At 68.2% G+C, this 22951-nt stretch carries 19 protein-coding genes; 10 read left to right on the plus strand and 9 right to left on the minus strand.

The window, feature by feature from the left end; translation table 11 throughout:
- Positions 1 to 3: 3 nt before the first annotated feature.
- From FBX97_RS04250 to FBX97_RS04275, 6 genes are read right to left on the minus strand one after another with little or no spacing between them, the layout of a single operon-like run.
- Positions 4 to 1164, minus strand: coding sequence for a glycosyltransferase family 4 protein (locus FBX97_RS04250; RefSeq protein ID WP_141828966.1), 1161 nt, complete (start codon positions 1162 to 1164; stop codon positions 4 to 6).
- Positions 1165 to 1196: 32 nt separating this feature from the next.
- On the minus strand, positions 1197 to 2321 hold the full coding sequence (locus FBX97_RS04255) for a DegT/DnrJ/EryC1/StrS aminotransferase family protein (protein ID WP_141828967.1): 1125 nt from the start codon (positions 2319 to 2321) through the stop codon (positions 1197 to 1199).
- 40 nt (positions 2322 to 2361) lie between these two features.
- Positions 2362 to 2955 (minus strand): acyltransferase, encoded by a 594-nt coding sequence (locus FBX97_RS04260; protein ID WP_141828968.1) that lies wholly within the window; start codon positions 2953 to 2955, stop codon positions 2362 to 2364.
- 8 nt (positions 2956 to 2963) lie between these two features.
- The gene (locus tag FBX97_RS04265; RefSeq protein WP_141828969.1) at positions 2964 to 4025 is read right to left on the minus strand and encodes a Gfo/Idh/MocA family protein; all 1062 of its coding nucleotides are present in this window, start codon (positions 4023 to 4025) and stop codon (positions 2964 to 2966) included.
- Positions 4026 to 4034: 9 nt separating this feature from the next.
- The gene (locus FBX97_RS04270) at positions 4035 to 5363 is read right to left on the minus strand and encodes a nucleotide sugar dehydrogenase (protein ID WP_141828970.1); all 1329 of its coding nucleotides are present in this window, start codon (positions 5361 to 5363) and stop codon (positions 4035 to 4037) included.
- A 39-nt stretch (positions 5364 to 5402) separates the two neighbouring features.
- A complete protein-coding gene (locus FBX97_RS04275) occupies positions 5403 to 7343 on the minus strand; it encodes a nucleoside-diphosphate sugar epimerase/dehydratase (RefSeq protein WP_255517289.1) in 1941 nt (646 codons plus the stop codon).
- 604 nt (positions 7344 to 7947) lie between these two features.
- Between FBX97_RS04275 and FBX97_RS29500 the strand changes: the two genes are divergently transcribed.
- The 6 genes from FBX97_RS29500 (at position 7948) to FBX97_RS04295 (ending at position 11535) form a co-directional block, all read left to right on the plus strand.
- On the plus strand, positions 7948 to 8115 hold the full coding sequence (locus FBX97_RS29500; RefSeq protein ID WP_185748468.1) for a hypothetical protein: 168 nt from the start codon (positions 7948 to 7950) through the stop codon (positions 8113 to 8115).
- A 62-nt stretch (positions 8116 to 8177) separates the two neighbouring features.
- Positions 8178 to 8348 carry a hypothetical protein gene (locus FBX97_RS29505; protein ID WP_185748469.1) on the plus strand — a complete coding sequence of 57 codons (171 nt, stop codon included), beginning with the start codon at positions 8178 to 8180 and terminating at the stop codon, positions 8346 to 8348.
- Positions 8349 to 8528: 180 nt separating this feature from the next.
- Positions 8529 to 8924: a LiaI-LiaF-like domain-containing protein gene (locus FBX97_RS04280; protein WP_141828971.1), complete on the plus strand. Its 396-nt coding sequence runs from the start codon at positions 8529 to 8531 to the stop codon at positions 8922 to 8924.
- Positions 8914 to 9630 carry a LiaI-LiaF-like domain-containing protein gene (locus FBX97_RS04285; protein WP_141828972.1) on the plus strand — a complete coding sequence of 239 codons (717 nt, stop codon included), beginning with the start codon at positions 8914 to 8916 and terminating at the stop codon, positions 9628 to 9630. Before FBX97_RS04280 ends, FBX97_RS04285 begins: the two co-directional genes overlap by 11 nt.
- Positions 9631 to 9645: 15 nt before the next feature.
- Positions 9646 to 10779 carry a sensor histidine kinase gene (locus FBX97_RS04290; RefSeq protein WP_141828973.1) on the plus strand — a complete coding sequence of 378 codons (1134 nt, stop codon included), beginning with the start codon at positions 9646 to 9648 and terminating at the stop codon, positions 10777 to 10779.
- A 3-nt stretch (positions 10780 to 10782) separates the two neighbouring features.
- Positions 10783 to 11535: a LytTR family DNA-binding domain-containing protein gene (locus FBX97_RS04295; RefSeq protein WP_141828974.1), complete on the plus strand. Its 753-nt coding sequence runs from the start codon at positions 10783 to 10785 to the stop codon at positions 11533 to 11535.
- Between the two features lie 5 nt (positions 11536 to 11540).
- On the opposite strand, the gene FBX97_RS04300 is transcribed toward FBX97_RS04295, so the two are convergent.
- The 3 genes from FBX97_RS04300 to FBX97_RS04310 form a co-directional block, all read right to left on the minus strand.
- Positions 11541 to 13814 carry an ATP-dependent DNA helicase gene (locus FBX97_RS04300; RefSeq protein WP_141828975.1) on the minus strand — a complete coding sequence of 758 codons (2274 nt, stop codon included), beginning with the start codon at positions 13812 to 13814 and terminating at the stop codon, positions 11541 to 11543.
- Positions 13811 to 15505, minus strand: coding sequence for a VRR-NUC domain-containing protein (locus FBX97_RS04305; protein WP_141828976.1), 1695 nt, complete (start codon positions 15503 to 15505; stop codon positions 13811 to 13813). The genes FBX97_RS04300 and FBX97_RS04305 overlap by 4 nt, the downstream gene beginning before the upstream one ends.
- 112 nt (positions 15506 to 15617) lie before the next feature.
- Positions 15618 to 16349 (minus strand): hypothetical protein, encoded by a 732-nt coding sequence (locus FBX97_RS04310; protein WP_141828977.1) that lies wholly within the window; start codon positions 16347 to 16349, stop codon positions 15618 to 15620.
- Positions 16350 to 16454: 105 nt separating this feature from the next.
- Here FBX97_RS04310 and FBX97_RS04315 point away from each other — a divergent pair, with 105 nt between their 5' ends.
- The 4 genes from FBX97_RS04315 (at position 16455) to FBX97_RS04330 (ending at position 22946) form a co-directional block, all read left to right on the plus strand.
- Positions 16455 to 17294, plus strand: coding sequence for a M15 family metallopeptidase (locus FBX97_RS04315; protein WP_141828978.1), 840 nt, complete (start codon positions 16455 to 16457; stop codon positions 17292 to 17294).
- Between the two features lie 116 nt (positions 17295 to 17410).
- Entirely contained in the window at positions 17411 to 21199 is a 3789-nt protein-coding gene (tssM, locus tag FBX97_RS04320) for a type VI secretion system membrane subunit TssM (RefSeq protein ID WP_141828979.1), read from the plus strand.
- Positions 21196 to 22170 carry a type VI secretion system-associated protein TagF gene (gene tagF, locus FBX97_RS04325; protein ID WP_141828980.1) on the plus strand — a complete coding sequence of 325 codons (975 nt, stop codon included), beginning with the start codon at positions 21196 to 21198 and terminating at the stop codon, positions 22168 to 22170. The genes tssM and tagF overlap by 4 nt, the downstream gene beginning before the upstream one ends.
- The gene (locus tag FBX97_RS04330) at positions 22167 to 22946 is read left to right on the plus strand and encodes an OmpA family protein (RefSeq protein ID WP_370457145.1); all 780 of its coding nucleotides are present in this window, start codon (positions 22167 to 22169) and stop codon (positions 22944 to 22946) included. Before tagF ends, FBX97_RS04330 begins: the two co-directional genes overlap by 4 nt.
- Positions 22947 to 22951: the final 5 nt, after the last annotated feature.

The following is a 22951-nucleotide window of genomic DNA, read 5'->3' on the forward strand; positions in this document are numbered from 1 at the left end:
GAATCAGCTGCAGGCCTGGCGTGCGCCCGATGCGGCCGGGCGCCCGGCCTGCGCCCGCGCCGCCAGCAGGCTGTCGTACAGGCCGGCGAGCTTGGCGGCCTCGCTGTGCCAGTTGTAGCGTGCAAGCACCGCGCGCCGGCCGTTCTCGCCCATGCGCCGGGCCACCTGCGGATGCAGGCAGAAATGGTCGATCGCGGCGGCGATCGCGGCCGGGTTGCCGGGATCGACGCAGACGCCGCACCCGTTGCCTTCGACGATTTCCTGCCACAGCGGAAAGCGCGAGGCGATCACCGGCAGACCGGCCGCCATGTACTCGAACATCTTGACCGGCAGTGCGTCGAGGTAGTTGACCACCGGATGGAGTGTCACCAGGCCGGCCACCGCGCGCCGCATCGCCGCCTGCACGCCGGCGCGGCCGAGATGGCCATGGGCGTCGACCCGCTTCCAGCCGGGAAAATGCGCCACTTCGCGCTCCAGTGCCGGCTCGGCGAAGCTGCCGACCAGCGACAGCCGCGCCGGCGAGCGCAGCAGTTCGCAGGCGCGCACCAGTTCGCGGATGCCGCGGATCGCCGAAATGCTGCCGACATAGCAGACCTCGGCCACCTTGCCGTCCCAGTCCGGTGCGGCATCGAATTCCTGCAGCATCGGGTAGTTGTTGACGTCGACCGTGTTCGGATGCAGGTGTTGGAGGCGCTCGCGGATGAAGGGCGTGGCCGCGACCAGGCCGTCGAAGCGGCGGTAGGCGCGCCGTTCGCAGGCGGCATAGCCGGCCGACAGCAGGCGCCGCGCCAGCGGGCTCAGGTAGGGCTTGGCGAGCAGCTGCGCCGGCACGTCTTCGTGGGAATCGAAGATCACGGTCTTGCCGAGGCGCTTCAGGCGCAGGCCGGCCGGCACCAGTTCCGGGTCGTGCAGCTGGTAGACGTCGGCGTCGAGCCGGCGCGCCGCCTGCAGCACGCGGCGGGTGGTGCGCAGCACCCGGTTGGCGCGCCCCTCGAGGCGGCCGACGTCGATCACCTGTACGCCGTCGATACGCTCGTCGCCCAACGCGTCGGCGACCACCAGCGTCACCGTGTGGCCGAGCGCGGCCAGGCTGCGGCACTGCTTCACGAAGATGCGGGTGTCGTAGCGCGGGTGGGCAGAGGTCAGGTGGACGATGGCGGCCATGACGGGTTCCGGGCGGCGAGTTGAAGGCGGCTTCAGGCCGGCAGCACCAGGGCGTCGGCCGGCGTGTCGCGGCCGACCGCGTCCAGCAGCACCGTGCACACACGGTCGATGTCGGCATCCGTGAGATATGGCCCCATCGGCAGGCTCAGCACCTTGTCGGCGAGCAGGCGCGCGGTCGGGCAGTCGGCGCCGGCCGACAGGGCGGCGTAGGCCGGCTGCAGGTGGACCGGGACCGGATAGTGCACGGCGGTCGGGATACCGGCAGCCTGCAGGGCACGCTGCACGGCCTCGCGCTGCTCCACCACCACGGTGTACTGGGCGTAGACGCTGCTGCGGTCGGTGCGCCGGCCGACCGGGCGCACTTGGCCGCCGAGCCGGGCCGCATAGCTGGCGGCGGCGCGCTGGCGCTGCTGCAGTTCCCAGTCGAACAGCGGCAGCTTGGCCAGCACGATCGCACATTGCAGCGTGTCCATGCGGCCGCCGACGCCGACCCGGGTATGGACGTAGCGCTGGCTCTGGCCATGCACGCGGATCTCGCGCATCGCGCCGGCCAAGTCGTCGTCGCTGGTGAACAGGGCGCCGCCGTCGCCGTAGCAGCCGAGCGGCTTGCTGGGGAAGAAGCTGGTACAGCCGACCGTGGACAGGTTGCCGCTCCTGCGGCCGCGGTAGAAGGCGCCGAAGCTCTGGGCGCCGTCCTCGATCACCGGCAGGCCGTGGCGCGCGGCCACGGCGTTGATCTCGTCCATGTCGGCCGGCTGCCCGAACAGCGACACCGGGATGATGGCGCGCGTACGCGGCGTGACATGGGCCTCGATCTGGGCGGCGTCGAGGTTGCAGGTGGCCGGGTCGACGTCGACGAACACGGGCGTCGCCCCCAGCAGCACGATGACTTCGGCGGTGGCGATGAAGGTGAAGGGCGTGGTGATGACTTCGTCGCCGCGTCCGACGCCGAGCGCCATCAGGGCGATCAGCAGCGCCTCGGTGCCGGATGCCACGGTGATGCAATGGCGTGCGCCGGTGTAGCGCGCCAGCGCCTCCTCGAGTTCCCGCACTTCGGGACCCATGATGTATTGGCCGTGATCGAGCACGGCCTGGATGCGCGCATTGAGCAGGTCGCGCGACGCCTGGTACTGGGACTTGAGATCGATGAATTCCATGATGGTCCTGGATGGCATGAAGGTCGGGTCGCCCGGCGGCTCACTGGGCGGCGGGCACGATGCTGCAGACGCCGTCCAGCAGCAGGTAGACGTCGCCGGTGTGCGGGCAGACCGCTTCGCCTTTGCCCGCGCGCGGCAGCGGCAGGCGTTCGCCGAAGCGGCTGATCCAGCCGAGCTGGCGCGCCGGCACCCCGGCCATCAGCGCGAAGTCGGGCACGTCGTGCTTGACCACGGCCCCGGCGCCGATGAAGGCGTAGCTGCCGACCGTGACGCCGCAGACGATGGTGGCGTTGGCGCCGATGCTGGCGCCGCGCCGCACCAGGGTGCGCCGGTACTGGTCCTTGCGCACAAAGCCGGCGCGCGGGTTGTAGACATTGGTGAAGACCATGCTCGGGCCGCAGAACACCTCGTCCTCGAGGGTCACGGCGTCGTACACCGAGACGTTGTTCTGGATCTTGACGCGGTCGCCGATGACGACGTCGTTGCCCACGAAAACGTTCTGGCCGAGCGAACAGGCGGCGCCGATGCGCGCGCCGGCGCACACGTGCGAGAAGTGCCAGACGCGCGTGCCCGCGCCAAGGACGGCACCGTCGTCGACGATGGCGCTGGGGTGGACGGCTTGTGTGTCGTTCATGTGCATGCTCAGTACTCCAGCGGCAGCGCGACGCGCTTGCCGTCGCGCGCGGACATGTAGGCGGCGACCAGCACCTCGAGCGATTTCAGCCCCTCGCGGCCGTCGGTTTCCGGCTCGGCCTCGCCGCGCAGCACCTTGATCACGTTGTCGTAGTACAGCGGATGGCCGAAGCCGTATACCGAGGTGGTCTGGTAGCTGGCGTCCGCGACCCTGGCATCGTCGGGGTCGGGCGTGGCGAATTCCCACTGCTGGATCTCGTTCACGGCGACGCCGCCGATGCGCACCGTGCCGTGCTCGCCGAGGATGGTGATCGAGCCTTCCAGGTTGCGCGGGTAGGTCAGCATGGTGACGTTCATCGAACCGAGCGCGCCGTTGCGCCAGCGCAGGCTGATGACGCCGGTGTCCTCGACCTCGATGTCGCGTGCCAGCGTGGCCGTATAGGCTTGCAGGCTCTCGACCGGGCCGACGATCCAGTCGATCAGGTCGACGTAGTGGCTGGCCTGGTTCATGAAGGCGCCGCCGTCGAATTCCCAGGTGCCGCGCCATCTGGCGCTGTTGTAGTACTCGGGCGGACGGGTCCAGAACACGTTCAGGTTGACCATGTAGATGCGCCCGAAACGCTTCTTGTCGACCGCGCTCTTGAGCAGCTGCAGGGTGGCGTTGCGGCGGTTCTGCTTGACCACGAACAGGCGCACCCCGGCAGCGTCGGCGGCGGCGACCATGCGCTTGCCGTCTTCCCAGCGCGTGGCCATCGGCTTTTCGGTGATCACGTGGCGCCCGGCCTGGGCGATGCGGATCGCCTGTTCCGGGTGCAGGCCGGACGGGGTGGTGACGATGAAGGCGTCGGCGTCGCATTCCTTCAGCATCTGGTCGAGGCTGGCGTAGCCGCGTGCGCCGGTGGCGCCGGCCGCGCGGTCGAGCGCGCGCGCGTCGACGTCGCACACGCCGGCGAGTTCGGCACGGTCCTGGTGCTGGCGCAGCGCATCGAAATGGTTGTTCGCGATGCGGCCGCAGCCGACCAGCGCGAAGCGGATCTTGCGGTCGAGGATGGGGGCGTGGTAGTTGCGCATGGCCGCTCCTCAGGCTTTCACGACGTTCGGCAGCGGCGTCAGGTAGACCCCGCGGGTATCCACGATCAGCTTGGCGTACTGGCGGATCAGGTCATAGTCGAAGGCGCTGTGCGCGGTGGCCAGCAGCACCACGTCGTAGGACGCGATGGTGGGCGCGTCCAGCTCGACGCTCTTGAGGTCGAAACGGTGCTCGCGCATGCGCGGGAACACCGGCACGTGCGGATCGGCGTAGTCGACCAGCGCGCCCTTGTCGCGCAGGATCTCCATCAGCTCGACCGAGGGCGACTCGCGCATGTCCTCGACGTCCTTTTTATAGGCGATGCCCAGCACCAGCACGCGGCTGCCCATTACCGACCGGCCGCGCAGGTTGAGGGCATCGGTGACCTTGCCGATCACCCAGTGCGGCATGTCGCTGTTGATTTCGCCGGCCAGTTCGATGAAGCGGGTGTGCAGGCCGAATTCGCGTGCTTTCCAGGTGAGGTAGAAGGGGTCGATCGGGATGCAGTGGCCGCCCAGGCCCGGACCCGGGTAGTAGGGCGTGAAGCCGAAGGGCTTGGTCGCGGCGGCGCGGATGACTTCATGGATGTCGATGTCCATGCGGTCGGCGATGACCTTCATTTCGTTGACCAGACCGATGTTGACGGCGCGGTGGATGTTTTCCAGCAGCTTGGTGAGTTCGGCGGCGCGGGTCGAGCTGACCGGCACCACGCGGTCGATCGCCGGGCCGTACAGCGCAAGGCCGGCCTCGAGGCAGGCCGGCGTGACGCCGCCGCATACCTTGGGAATGGTGCGGGTGTGGAAATCGGGATTGCCCGGGTCTTCGCGCTCGGGCGAGAACACCAGGAACACGTCGCGCCCGACCGTGAAGCCGCGCGACTCCAGGCGCGGTTTCAGCTCTTCGTCGGTGGTGCCGGGATAGGTGGTGCTTTCCAGCGACAGCACCTGGCCGGCGCGCATGAAGGGCAGCAGGGCGTCGGCGGTGTCGAGCACGAACGAGAGATCCGGCTCGCGGTAGGCGTTGAGCGGGGTCGGCACGCAGATGACGAGGGCATCCGGCTCGCCGGCGCGGGTGAAGTCGGTGGTGGCTTCGAAGCCGTGCTCGCGGGCCCTGGCGATGGCGGCGCCGTCGATGTGCTTGATGTAGCTTTCGCCGCGGTTCAGGCGGTCGACCTTGGCGCCGTCGATATCGATCCCGAGTACGCGGAAACCGGCTTCTGCATAGCGCAGCGTCAGGGGAAGGCCAACGTAGCCGAGGCCGACGATGCCGATGACGGCGGTGCGGTCACGCAGCCTGCTGGTGAGCTGTTCGAGAGTTGCCGGTTTGCTTTCGTCACGCATGAGTTTCCTCGCGAATCTGTGGATGGTCGGGGCACTGCATTAAATACGGAAAGGCACGAATTTCTTGATCAGGCCCAGCCGCGCCGGCTCGGCGTCGAGCTGGGCGCCCGGCGGCGAGGCTTGCGGCTGCGATCCCGCCAGCGGCGCCGGGACGGCCACCGGGACGGTGGCGGGCGGCTGCGGGTTGTATTCGGTGACGATGGCCTTGACCATCGATTCGATCATGGTGCGCTCGTGGGTCTCGCAGGCCATCATCAGGCAGCTGATGAAGGTGTCGAGCACGGCGGGACGCAGGGCGTTTTCCTTCATGCGCATGATGCGCGGGTGCTCGCTCGGAAACACCACGCCGTCGGTCAGCAGCTCCTCGTGCAGCTTTTCGCCGGGGAACAGGCCGACGTAGCGGATCTCGATGTCGCCGCTCGCATTCTGCGGCGTCTTTTCGGTCAGGCCGGACAGGGCGATCAGGGTGCGCGCCAGGTCGACGATGCGCACCGGCTCGCCCATGTCGAGCACGAACACGTCGCCGCCCTTGGCCATGGCGCCGGCCTGGATCACCAGCTGGGCCGCCTCGGGGATCAGCATGAAATAGCGCGACACGTCGGGATGGGTGATGGTGAGCGGGCCGCCGCGCGCGATCTGGCGCTGGAACAGCGGGATCACCGAGCCGGAAGATCCGAGCACGTTGCCGAAGCGGACCATCGAGAAGTTGGTCGGGCCGTCGTGGCGCGCCGCCGCGGCCTGGAAGATCAGCTCGGCGATGCGCTTGCTGGCGCCCATGACGTTGGTCGGGCGCACCGCCTTGTCGCTGGAGATCAGCACGCAGGTCTCGACGCCGTGCTTGGCGGCCTGGGTGGCGATGACCTGGGCGCCGACCACGTTGTTGCGCAGGCCTTCGACGATGTTGGCTTCGACCAGCGGCACGTGCTTGTAGGCGGCGGCGTGGTAGATGGTGTCGACGGCGCCGTCGCGCAGTATGCGCTCGACCAGTTCGGCATTGCAGACCGAGCCGAGGTGGGCCTCGATCGGGATGTCCGGAAAGCGTGTGGCGAGCTCCTGGCGGATCGTGTACAGCGCGAACTCGGAGTGGTCGAGCAGGTGCAGGCGGGCCGGCACCAGGGTGACGATCTGGCGGCACAGCTCGCTGCCGATGGAGCCGCCGGCGCCCGTGACCAGCACCGTCTTGCCGCGCACGCAGCGGGCGAACAAATCGAGCCGCGGCGGCACCGGCAGGCGCCCGAGCAGGTCTTCGAACTTGAGGTCGCGGATGCTGTCGCGCGGCGTGATCTTGTCGTCGGACAGGTCGACCAGGCGGCTCAGGATGCGGGTGCTGACGCCGGACAGCGACAGGCGCTGCATGATGTCGCGCAGGCGTTCCGGCGACACCGAGGGCAGGGCGATCACGATCGAGCGGATGCGCATGGCGGCGGCGATGTCGGCCAGGCGCCCCGTGTGGAATACGCGCAGGCCGTTGATGTTGCGTTCGATGAGCGCGCGCTTGTCGTCGAAGAAGCACACCGGGCGGTATTCCTCGGTGCCGCGCATGGCCTGGGCCAGGCGCGCACCAGCCTCGCCGGCGCCGTAGATGGCAACCGCTTCGGCGTTGCCGCGGCCGGCCGCGTTATGGTTGCGCAGGAAGTTGCGCATGCCGATGCGCGACGCCACGACGTAGGAAAACACGATGAACCAGTAGATCGCCAGCGCACTGCGTGGAAAGCTTTCCTCGTTGATCGCAAACATGACGATCCAGGCGCACAGGATCGCGACCGCGAGCGATGCGCCGGTGACGCTGAGCAGGCGCTGGTCGATGAAGCGGATCACGGCGCGGTACAGGTCGGACACCGAAAATGCGGCGATCGTCACGACGGCCACCAGCACATACGAGGCCGGGCCGAAATGCGAGGCCAGTTTCAGGTCGCCGCCGCGCAGCAGCATCGCGATCAGGAAACAGAAAGGCAAAGCAATCAGATCTGCGGTGACCATCAGCGCGATTTTCGCCGTGCGCGGCAGCGAAACCATGTGCGAGCAAAACCGATTCATAACGCCGTGCTTAAATTTGGGCATGATTCTGGAGAGACTGCGTAGGAGTTTCGAATTGAGCTCTTTGTGCGAGGGGAATTGCGTAAGTGAATGAATTGAAAGGAGTTTATGTATCTGCTTTAAGAAGACCGGATATCCATGGGATGGAAATCGCCACCGTTTAGATTCTGTATTGCTGAGTAAGTTTATTATCCGGGGCTGTAAGAACGATGGGTTTGACCATGCTCAACCGCCAGAATGGAATTAATTTATTCCTCCATTTAAGTGAAATGGGGAAATTTATTCTTGGAATTAAATTGCTGAAAGATGGTGGAGGTCGGTGTTTTGTAGGACGGGAACCCGTGCCGGTCTCCAGTGTGCGGCAGCTAACGGTGTGCACCCAGCCGTTTCGCATAAGATGGAACCGTTGAGTGAGGCGCCAGCGATGTTTCGTAGGCCCCAACTACCTCAACAGGTCAGCCGGTCGCCTCGAGGATCGGCACCAATACCGCGTGACGCTGCCGCCGAGTGACGGCAGCGGGCACGCCGAGACAGCGGAGGGTTGTCCATGTCCTTGCCAACGACGAGTCATCCACCCAAGCATCTGGTGCGCGAGTATCTCGAACGGCGCGCCCGGGACACCCAGCCGCCGCCGACGCCGGAAGAAATCCGCCGCCAGCTGGGCTGGAGCCTGCTGATGCAGGGGGACGACAAGGCCGGCGCTCCCCGCTCCTGAATCCGACGCCGTCCGCACTGTTGCGACGGCATTTTTAAAGCACCCCATCGAAGGAGAAACCCATGACCGCCAAGATCGGTAACAAGAACATCGCCCAGCACCGCGGCAAGAAGGAACGCCAGGAAATCCGCAAGACCAACATCGCGCGCGAAGCCGTGAAGCTGGCCGAAGCCCGTGCCAAGTACCGTAACCAGGTCAAGGGCCAGGCACCGGCCGTCCAGAACGCAGCCTGATCGCGCCGCTTCACCGTTCCAGAAAGGCCCGCCCGAGCAATCCGGCGGGCTTTTTTGCGTCCGCACATGGCCTGCCGCTGCGCCATTCACCGCCCGCACACCGCCGTTCGCCGAAAAGCGCTTTCCCGCCCGGCCGCGACTCCGGTATCTTGTCGTCATTCCGATCCTCCTGGAGAACACATGAAAAACGAAGCTTCCTACGACTTGCGGCGCCAGGTGCTGTGGGGCCTGTTGCTGGTCGGACTGGGCGTGGCCTTCCTGCTCGACCAGATGAACATCGTCGAGATCGAAAGCCTGTGGCACTACGCGCCGCTGCTGCTGGTCGTCATCGGCATCAACCAGACCATCGGCTATCCGAGCGGGCGCGAATTTGCCAACGGGCTGTGGACCGCCTTCATCGGCCTGTGGCTGTTTGCCGTGCTGGAAGGCGTGTTCGGCCTGACCTTCGCCAACAGCTGGCCGCTGTTCATCATCATCTCGGGCGTGACGATGGCGATCCGTCCGCTCGCGGAACGCAAGTTCGGCAAGTACGACCATCGTATCGAACACAAGGGAGGCAACGACCATGGCCACTGACACCCGCCGCGCCTCGCACCAGGTCGTCCTCGGCCTGCTGGTGATGGGCATGGGCGTGCTGTTCCTGCTGGATAACCTCGACATCCTCGACTTCCGCCACGCGATCGGCTTCTGGCCGCTGGCCTTCATCGCCGCCGGCGTGATCGTGCTGGCCGGCGACGGCCCGCGCAGCGGCAGCTATACCGGGGCAGTGCTGATCGGGGTCGGCGTGCTGATGATCCTGGGGCGCATGGGCGTGCTATATATCAGCTGGTCGATGGTGTGGCCGCTGCTCCTGATCGCGCTCGGCGGACTGATCCTGTTCCGGACCATGGGTCCGGGCCGTACGCCGCGTCCGCTGCGCGCGGCCGGCCTCGATGGCGTCGACAGCGTCGCCCCGGACAACGTGGTCGACGTGGTGGCCATCCTGGGCGGGGTTGAACGGCGCATCAACACTGCGGATTTCCTCGGCGGCGAGATCACGGCGGTACTGGGCGGCTGCGCCCTCGACCTGCGCGAGTCGTCCATCGTCAAGGAAGCCGTGCTGAACGTCTTCACGATCTGGGGCGGCATCAACATCCAGGTGCCGCCGGATTGGACCGTGGTCTGGAGCGGCACCGCGCTGATGGGCGGTTTTTCCGAGAAGACCGCCAGCGCGCGCGACGGCGGCAAGCGCCTGGTGATCCGGGGCTACGCCATCATGGGCGGCATCGAAGTACGCAACTGACGCGCGGCCGCTCACGTGTACGGCGTCTTCGCCAGCTGGCGCTCCACCCGGCTGTACCTGCTGGCCTGGCTGATGCTCGGCCTGCTGCTGGCGGCCATGCTCGCCGCCGGCGGCGCCGACTGGGGCGCCAGCCTGCTGTTCGCGGTGCCGCTGGCCATCGTGTATGCGTATGCCACCGGCTATTCGGCCTATTACGTCTGCCGCGCCTATCCGCTGGGCCAGGCGCCGCTGCCGGCCATCGTCGCCGGCGCCGGCCTGAGCGCAGCCTGCGTCGCGGCCCTGTGGTGCGCAATCGGCCTGGCGTGGCGCAGCCTGCTGGCGTCGCTGCGGCTGACCCTGGGCGCGCAGCCGGCCGCGGAGCTGCACAGTGAGCTGGCGACGGGACTGCTAGCGGGCGCACCGCAGTTGGCGCGATTGCTGGCGCCGATGTTCGGGCTGGGCGTGATCCTGTACGGGCTGGCGGTGGCAGTGAATTATCTGGTGCTGGAATCCGAGCGCGTGCGCCGGCTCGAGACCCAGGAGCTGGAGACGCGCCTGATGGCGCGCGATGCCGAGCTGCGCATGCTGCGCACCCAGGTCGATCCGCACTTCCTGTTCAACAGCCTGAATTCGATCAGCGCCCTGACCGCGCTCGATCCGGCCGGCGCGCGCGCCATGACGCTGCGCCTGGCCGAGTTCTTCCGCCACAGCCTGGGCCTGCAGGCCGACCGCAAGGTCACGCTGGATACAGAACTCGAGCTGGTGCGCCACTTCCTGGCGATCGAACAAGTGCGCTTCGGCGAGCGCCTGCGTGTCGCGATCGACGCCGAAGCCGATGCCTTGTCCTGCCTGCTGCCGCCGCTGCTGCTGCAGCCGCTGGCCGAGAACGCGGTGAAGCACGGGATCGGGCGCATGCTGGAACCGGGGCTGGTGCGGATCGAGGCGGCGCGCGCCGGCTCGCTGCTGCGCATCCGCATCGAGAACGACGTCGATACGGACGAGGCGGACGAGGCGGGCGCGCCCGGCGGGGCCGGCATCGGCGTCGACAACGTGCGCCGGCGCCTGGCCGCGGCCTATGGCCACGAAGCGGGCGCGCGCTGGACCAGGGAAGGAGGACGCTTCCGCGTGGAGCTGGTGCTGCCCGCGGAGACCGGATCGGAGGGCGAATAAATCATGCGGGTCATCATCGTGGACGACGAAATGCTGGCACGCGCCGTGCTGCGCGAGCACCTGGCGGCGCATCCGGACGTCGACATCGTGGGCGAGTGCGCCAACGGTTTCGAGGCGGTGAAAGCGATCGGCGAGCTGGCGCCGGACCTGGTGTTCCTCGACATCCGGATGCCCAAGCTGGACGGCTTCGAGGTGGTCGAACTGGCCGGGACGAAGACCCATTACGTGTTCGTGACCGCCTACGACCAGTTCGCGCTGCGCGCCTTCGAGGTGCATGCGGTCGACTACCTGCTGAAACCCTTTGCGCGCGAGCGGCTGGATGCGGCGCTGGCGCATGCGCGCACGCGCCTGCGCGATCCGGGACCGCAGGCGGCGGGGCTGCAGGCGGTGGTCCAGGAAGCCGCGCAGGAAGCCGTCAAGCAGCGCGGGCCCCTGACCCGCGTGCTGATCCGCGACGGCGCGCGCGTGCACGTGGTGGCGGCCGCCGACATCGACTACATCGAAGCCCAGGACGACTACATCGCGGTGTGCGCCGGCGGCAAACGCTGGCTGAAGAGCCAGCGCCTGTCCGAGCTGGAAGGCCAGCTCGACCCGCAAGCCTTCCTGCGCGTGCACCGCTCGTACATCGTCAACGTCGGTGCGGTTGTCCGCATCGAGCCGCTCGGGCGCGACAGCCATTGCGCGGTGCTGCGCGACGGCACCCGGATCCCGGTCAGCCGCAGCGGCTACGCCCGCGTCAGGGACCTGATCCGGTAGTCACCTCATGTAGTAACGTCGACGTCCCACCACTGCGGCAGCAGCGCCAGCACGTCCTGCCGCGCGAAGCGGTCGTCGATCAGCCACACGGTGCCGCGGTCCTGTTCGGTGCGGATCACGCGTCCGGCGGCCTGCACCACCTTCTGCATGCCGGGATACAGATAGGTGTAGTCGTAGCCCGCGCCGAACATCGCCTGCATGCGCTCGCGCAGCTGCTCGTTGACCGGGTTCACCTGCGGCAGGCCGAGGGTGGCGACGAAGGCGCCGATCAGGCGGTCGCCCGGCAGGTCGACCCCTTCGCCGAAGGAGCCGCCCAGCACGGCGAAGCCGATGCCGCGCCCATCGGGCGTGAAGCGCTCCAGGAAGGCGGCGCGGTCCGGTTCGCTCATGCGGCGCGACTGGCGCCAGGTCGGGATGTCCGGGTGCGCCGCCTCGAACGCGTCGGCGGCCTGCTGCAGGTAATCGAAGCTGCTGAAGAAGGCCAGGTAGTTGCCGGGCTTGGCAGCGTACTGGCGCGCCATCAGGCCGGCGATCGGCGCCAGCGATGCCTTGCGGTGCTGGTAGCGGGTCGAGATGTTGCGCGCCACGTGCACCTGCAGCTGGTGGGCGTGGAAGGGCGAGTCGACGTCGATCCAGGCGGTGTCCGCCGGCATGCCGAGCAGGTCGGCGAAATAATGCCAGGGCCCGAGGGTGGCCGAGAACAGCGTGGTCGAGTGGGCGAAGCCGAAGCGCGGTGCCAGGAAGGGCGCCGGCACCACGTTGCGGATGCACAGGACGGTGTCGCGCTCGTCGACCCGGGTCAGGTCGAAGATCGAGTGCTCGCCGAAGGATTCGGCCAGGCGCTGGAACTGGAGCATGCTGAAGTAGAACTCCTGCAGCGCCGGGTCGAGCGGCACCGGGAAGGCAGCCAGGTGTTCGGTGATGGCGCTGGCGGCGTTCTGCAGCGCATTCAGCATCTTCTCGGAGACGCCATCCAGTACCTGGTAGGGCAGCGGTGCGGCCTTGCTGGCGTCGAGCCAGGCGCGCCCGATCTTTTCCAGCGGCTTGGCCAGGTTCGGCGGCGCCACCGCGCGTGCGGCGCGCAGCGCGGCCCGTTCCAGCGTGGCGGTGTACATCGAGCGCGCGCGCGCGACCAGGTTGTGCGCCTCGTCGGCCAGCACGCTGGTCTTCCAGCCGTTGGCCAGTGCCAGCGCGTACAGCATGGCGCCGCCGTCGAACCAGTAATTGTAGTCGCCGACGATGACGTCGCTCCAGCGCGCCATTTCACTGCCCAGGTAGTAGGGGCAGACGTCGTGGGCCAGGCCGATCTCGCGCAGCGTGGCGCGGTCGAGCACCGGGACATCCGCGGCGACGGCGGCGGCGCGCGCGGCCGGCAGGCGGTCGTAGAAGCCCTTCGCCAGCGGGCAGGCCTCGCCGTGGCAGGCGGCATCGGGATGTTCGCAGGCCTTGTCGCGCGCGGTGAGTTCCATCACGCGCAGCGGGATGCTGCCGCCTGCCTTGAGCGTCGCGGCCGCGTCCAGCGCCAGCTGGCGTCCGGGCGTCTTGGCGGCCAGGAACACGATCTTGTCGAGGCCCTCGCGCGGCGTCGCCTTCAGCACCGGGAAAAGGGTGCCGACGGTCTTGCCGATGCCGGTCGGGGCCTGGGCCAGCAGGCTGCGCTTGCTCGCGTTCGCGCGGAAGATGGCTTCGGCGAGCTGGCGCTGGCCGGGCCGGAAATCGGCATGCGGGAAGCGCAGCGCTTCGAGGGCGGCGTTGCGCGCGGCGCGGTGCGCCAGTTCCAGCTCGGCCCAGGCCAGGAAGCGGCTGCAGTGCTCTTCGAAGTGGGCCGCCAGCTCGCTGGCGCTGCGGCTCTCGCGCAGCACGGTTTCCTGCTGGGTCCCGATGTCGAAGTAGACCAGGGCCAGGTTGACGCTGTCCATGCCGAGCTGCTGGCACATCAGGTGGCCGTAGACGCGCAGCTGGGCCCAGTGCAGGTGGCGGTGGTTGTCGGGGATGCTGTCGAAGCGGCCGCGGAAGGTCTTCACTTCTTCGATCAGGTTCTGGTCGGGATCGTAGCCGTCGGCGCGGCCGCGCACGTGCAGCGGGCCGAAGTCGCCTTCGAGCGTCACCTCGGCCTTGTAGTTATCGTCGCGCCGCGCCGCCACCACGGCGTGGCCCTGGATGCCTTCCTGGGCGGTGGGCGAGGGCGTGAAGCGCAGGTCGAGGTCGCCCTGCTTGGCGGTGAACTCGCACATGGCGCGCACCGCCACCGTGTAGGTGCCTGCGGTGGCGCTGCTCATGCGGCGTCAAGCTGGGTGTCGAGGATGTCCTGCTGCGCCCACTGCAGGTAGCAGACGGTGAGCGGCATGCCGTGCGCGGCGCAGTACTCGATCCAGCGCAGCTGGTTGTCCTGCAGGCGGTCGCCGGGACCCTTCACTTCGATCATGTCGTAGCGCCGGTTCGGGTCGGATTCCGCCGGCCGGAACTGGATCAGGTCGGGGAAGCCGGTGCGGTTGTCGCGCACGTCCTGCAGGATGCGCTCGCACCACAGCTTCAGGTGCGCGGCCGGAATGCAGGCGAGCGCCAGCGCGATGAGGTCCCAGCCCAGGTAGTCCCAGGACACGAAGGGCGACTGCAGCCCGGCCTTTTGCTCCCAGGTCGCACGGATGGCGGCGCGGTAGCTGCCGTCGTCCAGGCGAGCAAGGCAGGCGTCGAACTCCGCCTTGCGGCGGCGCTGGAAGTCGGCACTGTACAGGTCGGCCGGGCCGCGGTGGAAAGGGTGGAAAAAGGCGCCCGGGATGGCGGCGAAGATCGCCGGCCAGCACAGCAGGCCGAACAGGGTATTCGCGAGCGTGTTCTCGACGTAGAACACGGGCGCCTCCTCGGTGTGCAGGTGCGCCAGTACCACGCCCTCGACGCGCCAGTCGCCACCGGGGCGCGGCAGGTTCAGGTCGAGGCGGCTGGGCGGCGGCGCACGGCGCGACCTGGTCGCCGGGTGGCCGAGCTTGCGCGCCAGGCGCGGGCCGATGCGCAGCAGGTGCTGGCGTTCGGCTTCGTTTTCCGGCGCGGCGCTGGCGATCTCGAACAGGGCATACGCCTGGTCGAACTTCTCGTGCTTTTCCAGCACCCGGATCGCGCGGCTGCGGGCGCCGGGGAAGCGGCACTCGGCATACACGCCGTGCGCCTGCTCCCAGTCCTTCTCCTTCTCCAGCTGCTGGCCGAGCTGGAACAGCAGGCGTTCGCGCCGGCTGTCGAGCCAGTCGTTGTCGAAGGCGTGCGGCGGCAGCGCGCGCACCGCCTGCAGCACCTCGAGCGCCGGCTCTTCGGCGTAGTAGCGCTCCTTGCAGGCGTGCAGCAGCAGGTAATGGTCGATGTCGGCGCGGCTGCGGAAACCGCGCGAGGCCGGCGAGAACTCGACCTGTTCATAGCGGAACAGGCCGAGGTCGGACAGCACGAATTCGGTCCAGTCCTGGCTCAGGTTGCCGAAGAAGAGCAGGCGCAAGCGATCGCACAGCGGTTTCAGCAGGATCGCGAACACGGTGTCCTGGCAGCCGGCGAACCAGTTCGAAAAAGCGCGGTCCTCGCCGCAATCGGCGCGCAGCGCTTCCAGCTGTTCGCTCTTGCGGGCCTGGCGCTGCTGCGGCGGCAGCGCGAAGGCCTGGGCGATCTCGGGCTTGGACAGCAGGTCGAACACCTCGTCGAGCGAGACCACCGGATCGAGCGCGATCCAGCCGGTCGGCAGCAGCGCCTGCGCCGCCTCGAGCGGGCAGCCGATTTCGGCGTAACTCAGTTTGCTGGCGCGGAACAGGTGGCCCTTGCGCATCACCATGCGCACGAACAGGGCGCGCGCCGCCTGCGGCAGGGCGGGAAAGCGGGCGATGAAGTCATGCTCGTCGCTGTCGAGCAGGTCGGCGTAGCGCTCGGCGATCCAGTCCAGCACGCGCTGGAAGTTATCCAGGTAATAAAACTCGTTTTCCAGAACCCTGATCATCGCCGTCGCCAACTGTACACTTGTACAGTATAGCGGCGAGACTTCATCTCACCCAGCCTTTTTGCCGCTTTTGCGCCACGTTCGTGGTTTTTATGGCTGGGTTGGCGCTGGGTTATGGCCGGTTTGGCATCTTTGCGGCGCCGTCCTTCACCTCGCCGCGCTGGTTGACGTGCTGGATGATGGCCGAGATCAGGGCAACGTCGGTATCGACCGCAGCCGGTGCCGGCTTGGCTTTCTGCGCTGTGGGCGCGGCGCGGCGGGCATGTGCGGATGCCGGCTGGCGGGCCTCGGCAAGGACGCTGCGTGCGGCCGGCGCGGCCTTCGGCGGCGCCCGGTGCGGCGCGTGGTGCGTCGGCCGCGTGACCGTTGCGCTGACCGGGACCACGACCGGCGCGTCGGGGCGCGCGGGCACGGGTGCTTGCGGCGGGGCCGGCGTGACGGCCGCGAGCGCCTGTGCTCCCGGCTGCGCATCGTCCAGCACACGGGCGCCGGACGGCGCCGGCTGTAGCGCCGATGCCGCATCGGCAGCCACCGGCGCGACGTCGACCACGGCGGCGCCATGCGTGCGCGGTGGATCCACCTGCAATGCCGGGTTCGGCACCCGATCGGACACGATTTCGAGGGGCACGGCCGGCGGCCCGGCCGGCACCCGGCCTTCGAAACCGCTGCCGGTTTGGTCGTGCACCAGCCACGCCACCGCGCCGACCAGGGCGCAGGCCAGCACGCCGCCGCTGCCGTACCAGGCCGCCCGCGGCAGCCGGGCAAGCGGCCCCGGCTTGCGCGCCTGGCCGTCGAGCATGGCCAGGATATTGATCTCGGCGCCAGTGCGGCGCGACGACGACATCAGGTTAGGACGCCTGGAGCCGGTTTGATTTTCATCTGTAGGGCGCACCGTGTTACTCCTAAGATTTGCAGGTTGCTTCTAATTAGAAACAAACCGGAGAAACGGATGCTGATATTCATCGCATTGTTGTACTTTTGCCTTGCATGCAGCCTGATCTGGCTGCTCGTGTTCCCGGCCGGGCGCGCGTCCCTGCTGCAACTGCTGGGGACGCTGCAACGGCGGCTGCTGTGGCGTGCCGGTACGCTCCAGCATGCCGGCACGGCCGCCGCCAGCGCCGGCTGGTCCGGCACCCGTGGCCAGTTGCGCAACTGGCGCAAGCTGCTGCGCCGCCACTGGGCCTTCTGCGCGATCGGCGCGCCGCTGATCCTGATTCCGACGCTGGTGGCGCTGTTGCTGCGCAAGCCCGACATGCTGCCCGACTACGAGCCGGTCGATACCGTGGTCGACGCCCAGGTCGCCGCGCTGCTGAAAGGCGAGCAACTGGTGCCGCCGGCCGCGCTGCCGCCGATCGCGTTCAGCACCCGCGAAGTCGAACTGGTGCGGCCGATGCTGGTCAACGCCAGCCGCAACTGGGGCTTGCTGCATCCGGAATACAGCCAGCGGCTGCTGCTCGCCTTCAAGATCATGAAGGAAAAGTATGGCTACGAGATGGCGCTGCTCGAAGGCTACCGCAGCCCGGCGCGCCAGGATGCGCTGGCACAGATGGGGGCGACGGTGACGAATGCGCGCGCCTTCCAGAGCTGGCACCAGTACGGGCTGGCGGCCGATTGTGCGTTCTGGCACGACGGCAAGCTGGTGATCTCGGAAAAAGACCCGTGGGCCATGCGCGGCTATCAATTGTATGGAGAAGTCGCCGAATCGCTGGGCCTGACCTGGGGCGGGCGCTGGACCATGATGGATTTTGGCCACACCGAACTGCGCCTGCGCGGCGTGATGCGGCGCTGAGCGCGCTCGGTACAGGGGGCATACTTGCCGGTATGCCATTGCTTCATCTCAATAAACGCGCTGGAAATAGTGCCAGTATGGCCTCTGGCCTTCATCAACTTTCCGAGCGAACCCCTATGTCCCGACTCTGGCAGTTCCTCACCCATCGCCGTGTGCTGGCCACCGTTGGCCTGCTCGCTCTTGCGGCTTTCCTGTTCCTGGGGGCGGACACCCTCGAAATCGCTGCCCTGTGGGCCGTGCTGGCCGGACTGGTCCTGCTGGCCGGCTGGGGCGTCTGGTGGCTGCTGCGCGCGCGCCGGCACCGCCGTGCCGCCGCCGCGCTGAGCGAAGCGATCGTGCCCTCGTCGCCGGACAGCGACCAGGCGCAAGCCGTGCGCAACGACGCTGCCGTGCTGCGCAAGGGCATGCTGGAAGCGATCAACACCATCAAGACCTCCAAGCTGGGCCTGACGCGCGGTGCAGCGGCCCTGTACGAACTGCCGTGGTACATGATCATCGGGAACCCGGCGGCCGGCAAGAGCAGCGCCATCAAGCATTCGGGCCTGACCTTTCCGATCCCCGGCAGCAAGGCGGTGCAGGGCGTGGGCGGCACCCGCAACTGCGACTGGTTCTTCACCACCGACGGCATCCTGCTCGACACCGCCGGCCGCTACTCGGTGCACGAAGCCGACCGCGCCGAGTGGTTCAGCTTCCTCGACCTGCTCCGCAAGCATCGCGCGCGGGCGCCGATCAACGGCATCCTGATCGCGGTCAGCGTGGCCGAGCTGGCCGGCGGCGCCCCCGAAGCCTCGATCGAACTGGCCAAGAGCCTGCGCACCCGGGTGCAGGAGCTGACCGAGCGCCTGGGCGTGTATGCGCCGGTGTACGTGATCTTCACCAAGGCCGACCTGATCGCCGGCTTCGCCGATTTCTTCCACGACGCCGAACGCGGCGAGCGCGAACGCGTGTGGGGTGCGACGCTGCGCTACAACCGGCGCAGCACGCCGCAGGACGTACTGGGCTTTTTCGACACCCATTTCGACGAGCTGCACGATGGCCTGAAGGAGATGAGCCTGGCCAACATGGCAGCCAACCGCAGTGCCGCGCTGCGTCCCGGCGTGTTCACCTTTCCGCTGGAATTCGCCTCGCTGCGTCCGCAGCTGCGCGCCTTCCTGGCCACGCTGTTCGAGGAAAACACCTGGCAGTTCAAGCCGGTGTTCCGCGGCTTTTATTTCACCAGCGCGCTGCAGGAAGGCTTTGTCGAAAACCTGGCGTCGCGCCGCGTGGCCAGCCGCTTCGACCTGCAGCTCGGCGCACTCAAGGGGACGCACAAGGACGGGCAGAAGGGCGCTGTCGCAAGCGGACAATCCGGTGATCAGTCCGGGTACTTCCTGCTCGAGCTGTTCCGCAAGGTGATCTTCGCCGACCGCGACCTGGTCAAGCGCTACACCAGCCCGGCGAGCGCGCGCCTGAAATACGGCGCCTTCTTCGCCGCCACCATCGTGCTCGGCTGCGCGCTGGGTGGCTGGAGCTGGTCGTACATGGGCAACAAGCAGCTGGTGGCCAACGTGCAGGCCGACCTCGATAAAGTCAGCAAGCTGCAGGCGCGCCGCAGCGACCTGCAGTCGCGCCTCGAGGGCCTGGAAATCCTGCAGGACCGCATCGAACAGCTGGACAAATACCGCGCCGGGCGGCCGTGGGCGCTGTCATTTGGCCTGTACCAGGGCGAAGCGGTCGAGCGCAAGCTGCGCGACGAATACTTTGCCGGCGTGCGCGAAGTGATGGTGCTGCCAGTCGCCGGTGCGATCGAATCGCTGCTGGCCGAGACCAACGCCAACGCGTCCCAGCTCGATCCGAACGCCAAGGCAGCCCCCGCTGCCCGCCCGGGCCAGCCCTACCAGGACGTCTCGCCGACCAACGTCGGCGACGCCTACAATGCCCTGAAAACCTACCTGATGCTGGCCGATAAAAGCCATGCCGAGCCGGGCCACCTGAACGACCAGCTGACCCGCTACTGGCGCGGCTGGCTGGCCGCCAACCGCGGTTCGATGTCGCACGAGCAGACCATCCGCAGCGCCGAGCGCCTGCTGACCTTCGTGCTGGCCCACGTCGACGACCAGGCCTGGCCGCAGATCACGCCCAAACTGAGCCTGCTCGACACCGCACGCGAAAACCTGCGCCGCGTGGTGCGCGGCACGCCGGCACGCGAGCGCGTGTACGCCGACATCCGTACCCGCGCCGCCACCCGCTTCCCGGCGGTGACGGTGGCGCGCATCGTCGGCGAGCAGGACCAGGGCCTGGTGGTCGGCAGCTATGCGGTGAGCGGCGCCTTTACCCGCGACGCCTGGGACAAGTTCATCCAGGGCGCGATCCGCGACGCTTCCAACCGCGAACTGCAAAGCACCGACTGGGTGCTGAAGACCGTGGCCAAGGACGACCTGACGCTGGAAGGCAGCCCGGAACAGATCCAGAAGACGCTGGTCGACCTGTACAAAGCCGATTATGCGAAGGAGTGGAGCAAGTTCGTGCAGGGCGTGACGGTGGCCGACCTGAATGGCTTCGAGGGCAGCGTGCAGGCGATGAACCGGCTCGGCGATCCGCAGGCCTCGCCGCTGGCCAAGCTGCTCAAGACCGTGTACGAGCAGACCGTGTGGGACGATCCGGCGCAGGCGCGCGTCGTCGACGACAAGGTCAAGCGCGGACTGATGGCCTGGTTCCGCGAAGTCGTGCTGCGCCAGACGCCGAGCGATGCGCGCCAGGTCGTGGACGCTCTCGGCCCGCTGCCTGTCGGCGGTGCCCCGGGGGCCGGACCGATCGGGCGTGAGTTCGCCGGCGTGGCGCGCCTGGTCGGCGTCAAGGAGAAGGATGCGTCGCTGATGACGGGCTATCTCGACGCGCTGTCGAAGCTGCGCTCGCGCCTGAACCAGCTGAAGAACCAGGGCGACCCCGGTCCCGGCGCCAAGCAGCTCATGCAGCAGACGCTGGAAGGCAATGGCTCGGAACTGGCCGACGCCCTGAAATACGTCGACGAACAGATGCTGACCGGGATGAGCGATTCGCAGAAGCAGATGCTGCGTCCGCTGCTGGTGCGGCCGCTGGTGCAGACCTTCGCCATGATCGTGCTGCCGTCCGAGTCCGAGATCAACAAGACCTGGCAGGCGCAAGTGGTCGAACCCTTCCAGAAATCGCTGGCCGCCAAGTACCCGTTCGCACCGGGTGCGCAGGTCCAGGCCACGGCCGGCGAGATCGGCCAGGTGTTCGGTCCCGAAGGCGTGGTCGCGAAATTCGTCGGCACCACCATGGGACCGCTGGTGGTGCGGCGCGGCGACGTGCTGGCCAGCCGCACCTGGGCCGACATCGGCATCACGCTGGCGCCGCAGGTCGTCAGTGGCTTCCCGGGCTGGGTGGCGCCGCTGTCGGCCAACGGCGTGGCTGCCGGCAGCGGGTCGCAGCGGGTGTTCCAGCTGCTGCCGATGGCGGCGCCCGGCGTCACCGAATACACGATCGACATCGACGGCCAGCAGCTGCGTTACCGGAACACGCCGCCAGCCTGGGTCAACATGGTGCATCCGGGGCCGCAGGGCAGCAGCGGCGTGAAGATCAGCGCGGTCACTTTCGACGGCCGCACCGTGGACCTGTTCGGCGAGCCGGGCGAGTTCGGGCTCGAAAAGATGATCGGCGCCGCCGAGAAGAAGCGTCTCGGACCCGGCGTGGCCGAGCTGCGCTGGAGCGCCAACAACGTCACCGTCGGCATCACGCTGAAGGTGGTCAGCAACGCCGGCGCCGGCAGCGGCGATGGCCAGGCCAGCCGCGGCTTCAACGGCCTGCGGCTGCCGGAAGCCATCGTCGGCCGCGCAGGTATTTCCGCGGTTGCGTCGAATGCGGCGGCCGCTGCGGGTCCGTCCCTCGCCGGGGCCGCCCAATGAATCGCGCCGGCGGGGCCAGCCGGATCGGCTACTTCGGCAAGATTCCGGCACACGACGACTTCGTCAAGGCGGCCGACGACCCGCGCGTGGTCGGCATGCTGGACGACTGGCTGGCGCAGGTGATGACGCGCCTGCCGGCCGACGCGCGCTGGAAGCTGAACTACGACGCGATGGCGCCGGTGAGCTTTGCCTTCGTCGGACCGCAGCGGCGCCATGCGCTGGCCGGGCACCTGGTCGCCAGCCATGACCGCTCGGGGCGGCGCTATCCCTTCCTCACGCTGCGCCGGCTGGACGTGCCCGATCCGGCCGACTTCATCGCGCGCTGCCCGCTGGTGTTTGCGCCGCTGTGGCGCTTGCTGGAAGCGGCTGCGCCGCGCGTGCTGGCGGCGGTCGATCCGAGCGCACACCTGCAGGCGATCCTGGATGCGCCGCTGCTGGGCGAGCCGGACGCCGCGATCGAGCCGGCGCTGGGGGAATTCCTGGCGCTGTCCACGGTCGGCTCGCTGTCCGGCCTGCTCGGGATGCCGGCCGACCGCGTGATCCTCGGCCTCGGCCTGCTGCTGCAGCCGGTGATGCACAGCCGGCCGGCGGCGCTGCACAGAAGCCTGGTGCTGCCGCTGCCGGCGGACGAGGTCGGGCGCTTCGCGGCGGCGGCGTTCTGGCTGGCGCTGATTGCACCGTTCGTGCGCCGCACCGGCTACGACCTGGTGCTGTTCGTGACCCGCGTCGAGGGCCGGCCGGCGCTGGTGGTCGGCTTCGGCGGCGACGCCGCCGGCACCTTGCATGCGCTGATCGACCCGCTGGTCGGCCTCGAGCAGCAGGTGCGCATGGAAGACAACGGCTGGATCGACGAGCAGATGGGCATCGACATCGACGTGCGCGCCCTGGCCAGCTACCTCGAGCAGCCGATGCTGCCGCTGCGCATGGCGCGCGACCTGTTCCTGAAAACCTTCATCGGAGCCGCTTCGTGAAAACCGATTATTTGCCGCGCTTGATTGCCGCCTCGATCCTGGTGCTGGCGCCGCTGGCTTCCCACCCGGCACGGGCCGATGCCGCCGCGCCCATCGTGGTCTCCGGCACCGTCGCCGACGAAGCCAGTAAAGCGGCCCTGCTGGCGCGCCTGCGCGCGCTGTACGGCGCCGAGCGCGTGGTCGACCAGCTGGCGGTCGGCCGTGTCGCGGCGCCGCCCAACTGGAACGAGTACGTGGGCAGGCTGGTCGGTCCCAACCTCAAACTGATCAGCCGCGGCCAGCTGCAGGTCGACGGCACCAGCGTCAGCCTGCGCGGCGACGTCGCCAGCGAAGCGCAGCGCCAGCAGATCGCCGGCGACATCTCGGCCGGTCTCGACGCCGGCTACACGGTCAACAACGGCTTGCGCGTGGCGGCCTCGGAGCAGGGCATGCTGGATGCGGCACTGGCCAACCGCATCATCGAATTCGAATCGGGCAAGGCCGAGCTGGCCGAATCCGGCAAGGCCATTCTCGACCAGATGAGCGTGGCGCTGCTGCGCCTGAAGGACAAGAAGGTCGAAGTGATCGGCCACACCGACAACGCCGGCTCGCGCGCCGGCAACCTGTCGCTGAGCCAGGCGCGCGCCGAAGCGGTCAAGGCCTACGTGGTCGGGCGCGGCGTGCATGCCGAGATGGTGGCGGTGTCGGGGGAGGGGCCGGACCGGCCGGTGGCCGACAACCGCACGCCGGAGGGGCGGGCGCGCAACCGGCGCATTGAATTCAAGGTTGTCCAATAAGGCCT

The organism is Herbaspirillum sp. SJZ107, assembly GCF_006715485.1.
Lineage (GTDB): Bacteria > Pseudomonadota > Gammaproteobacteria > Burkholderiales > Burkholderiaceae_D > Telluria.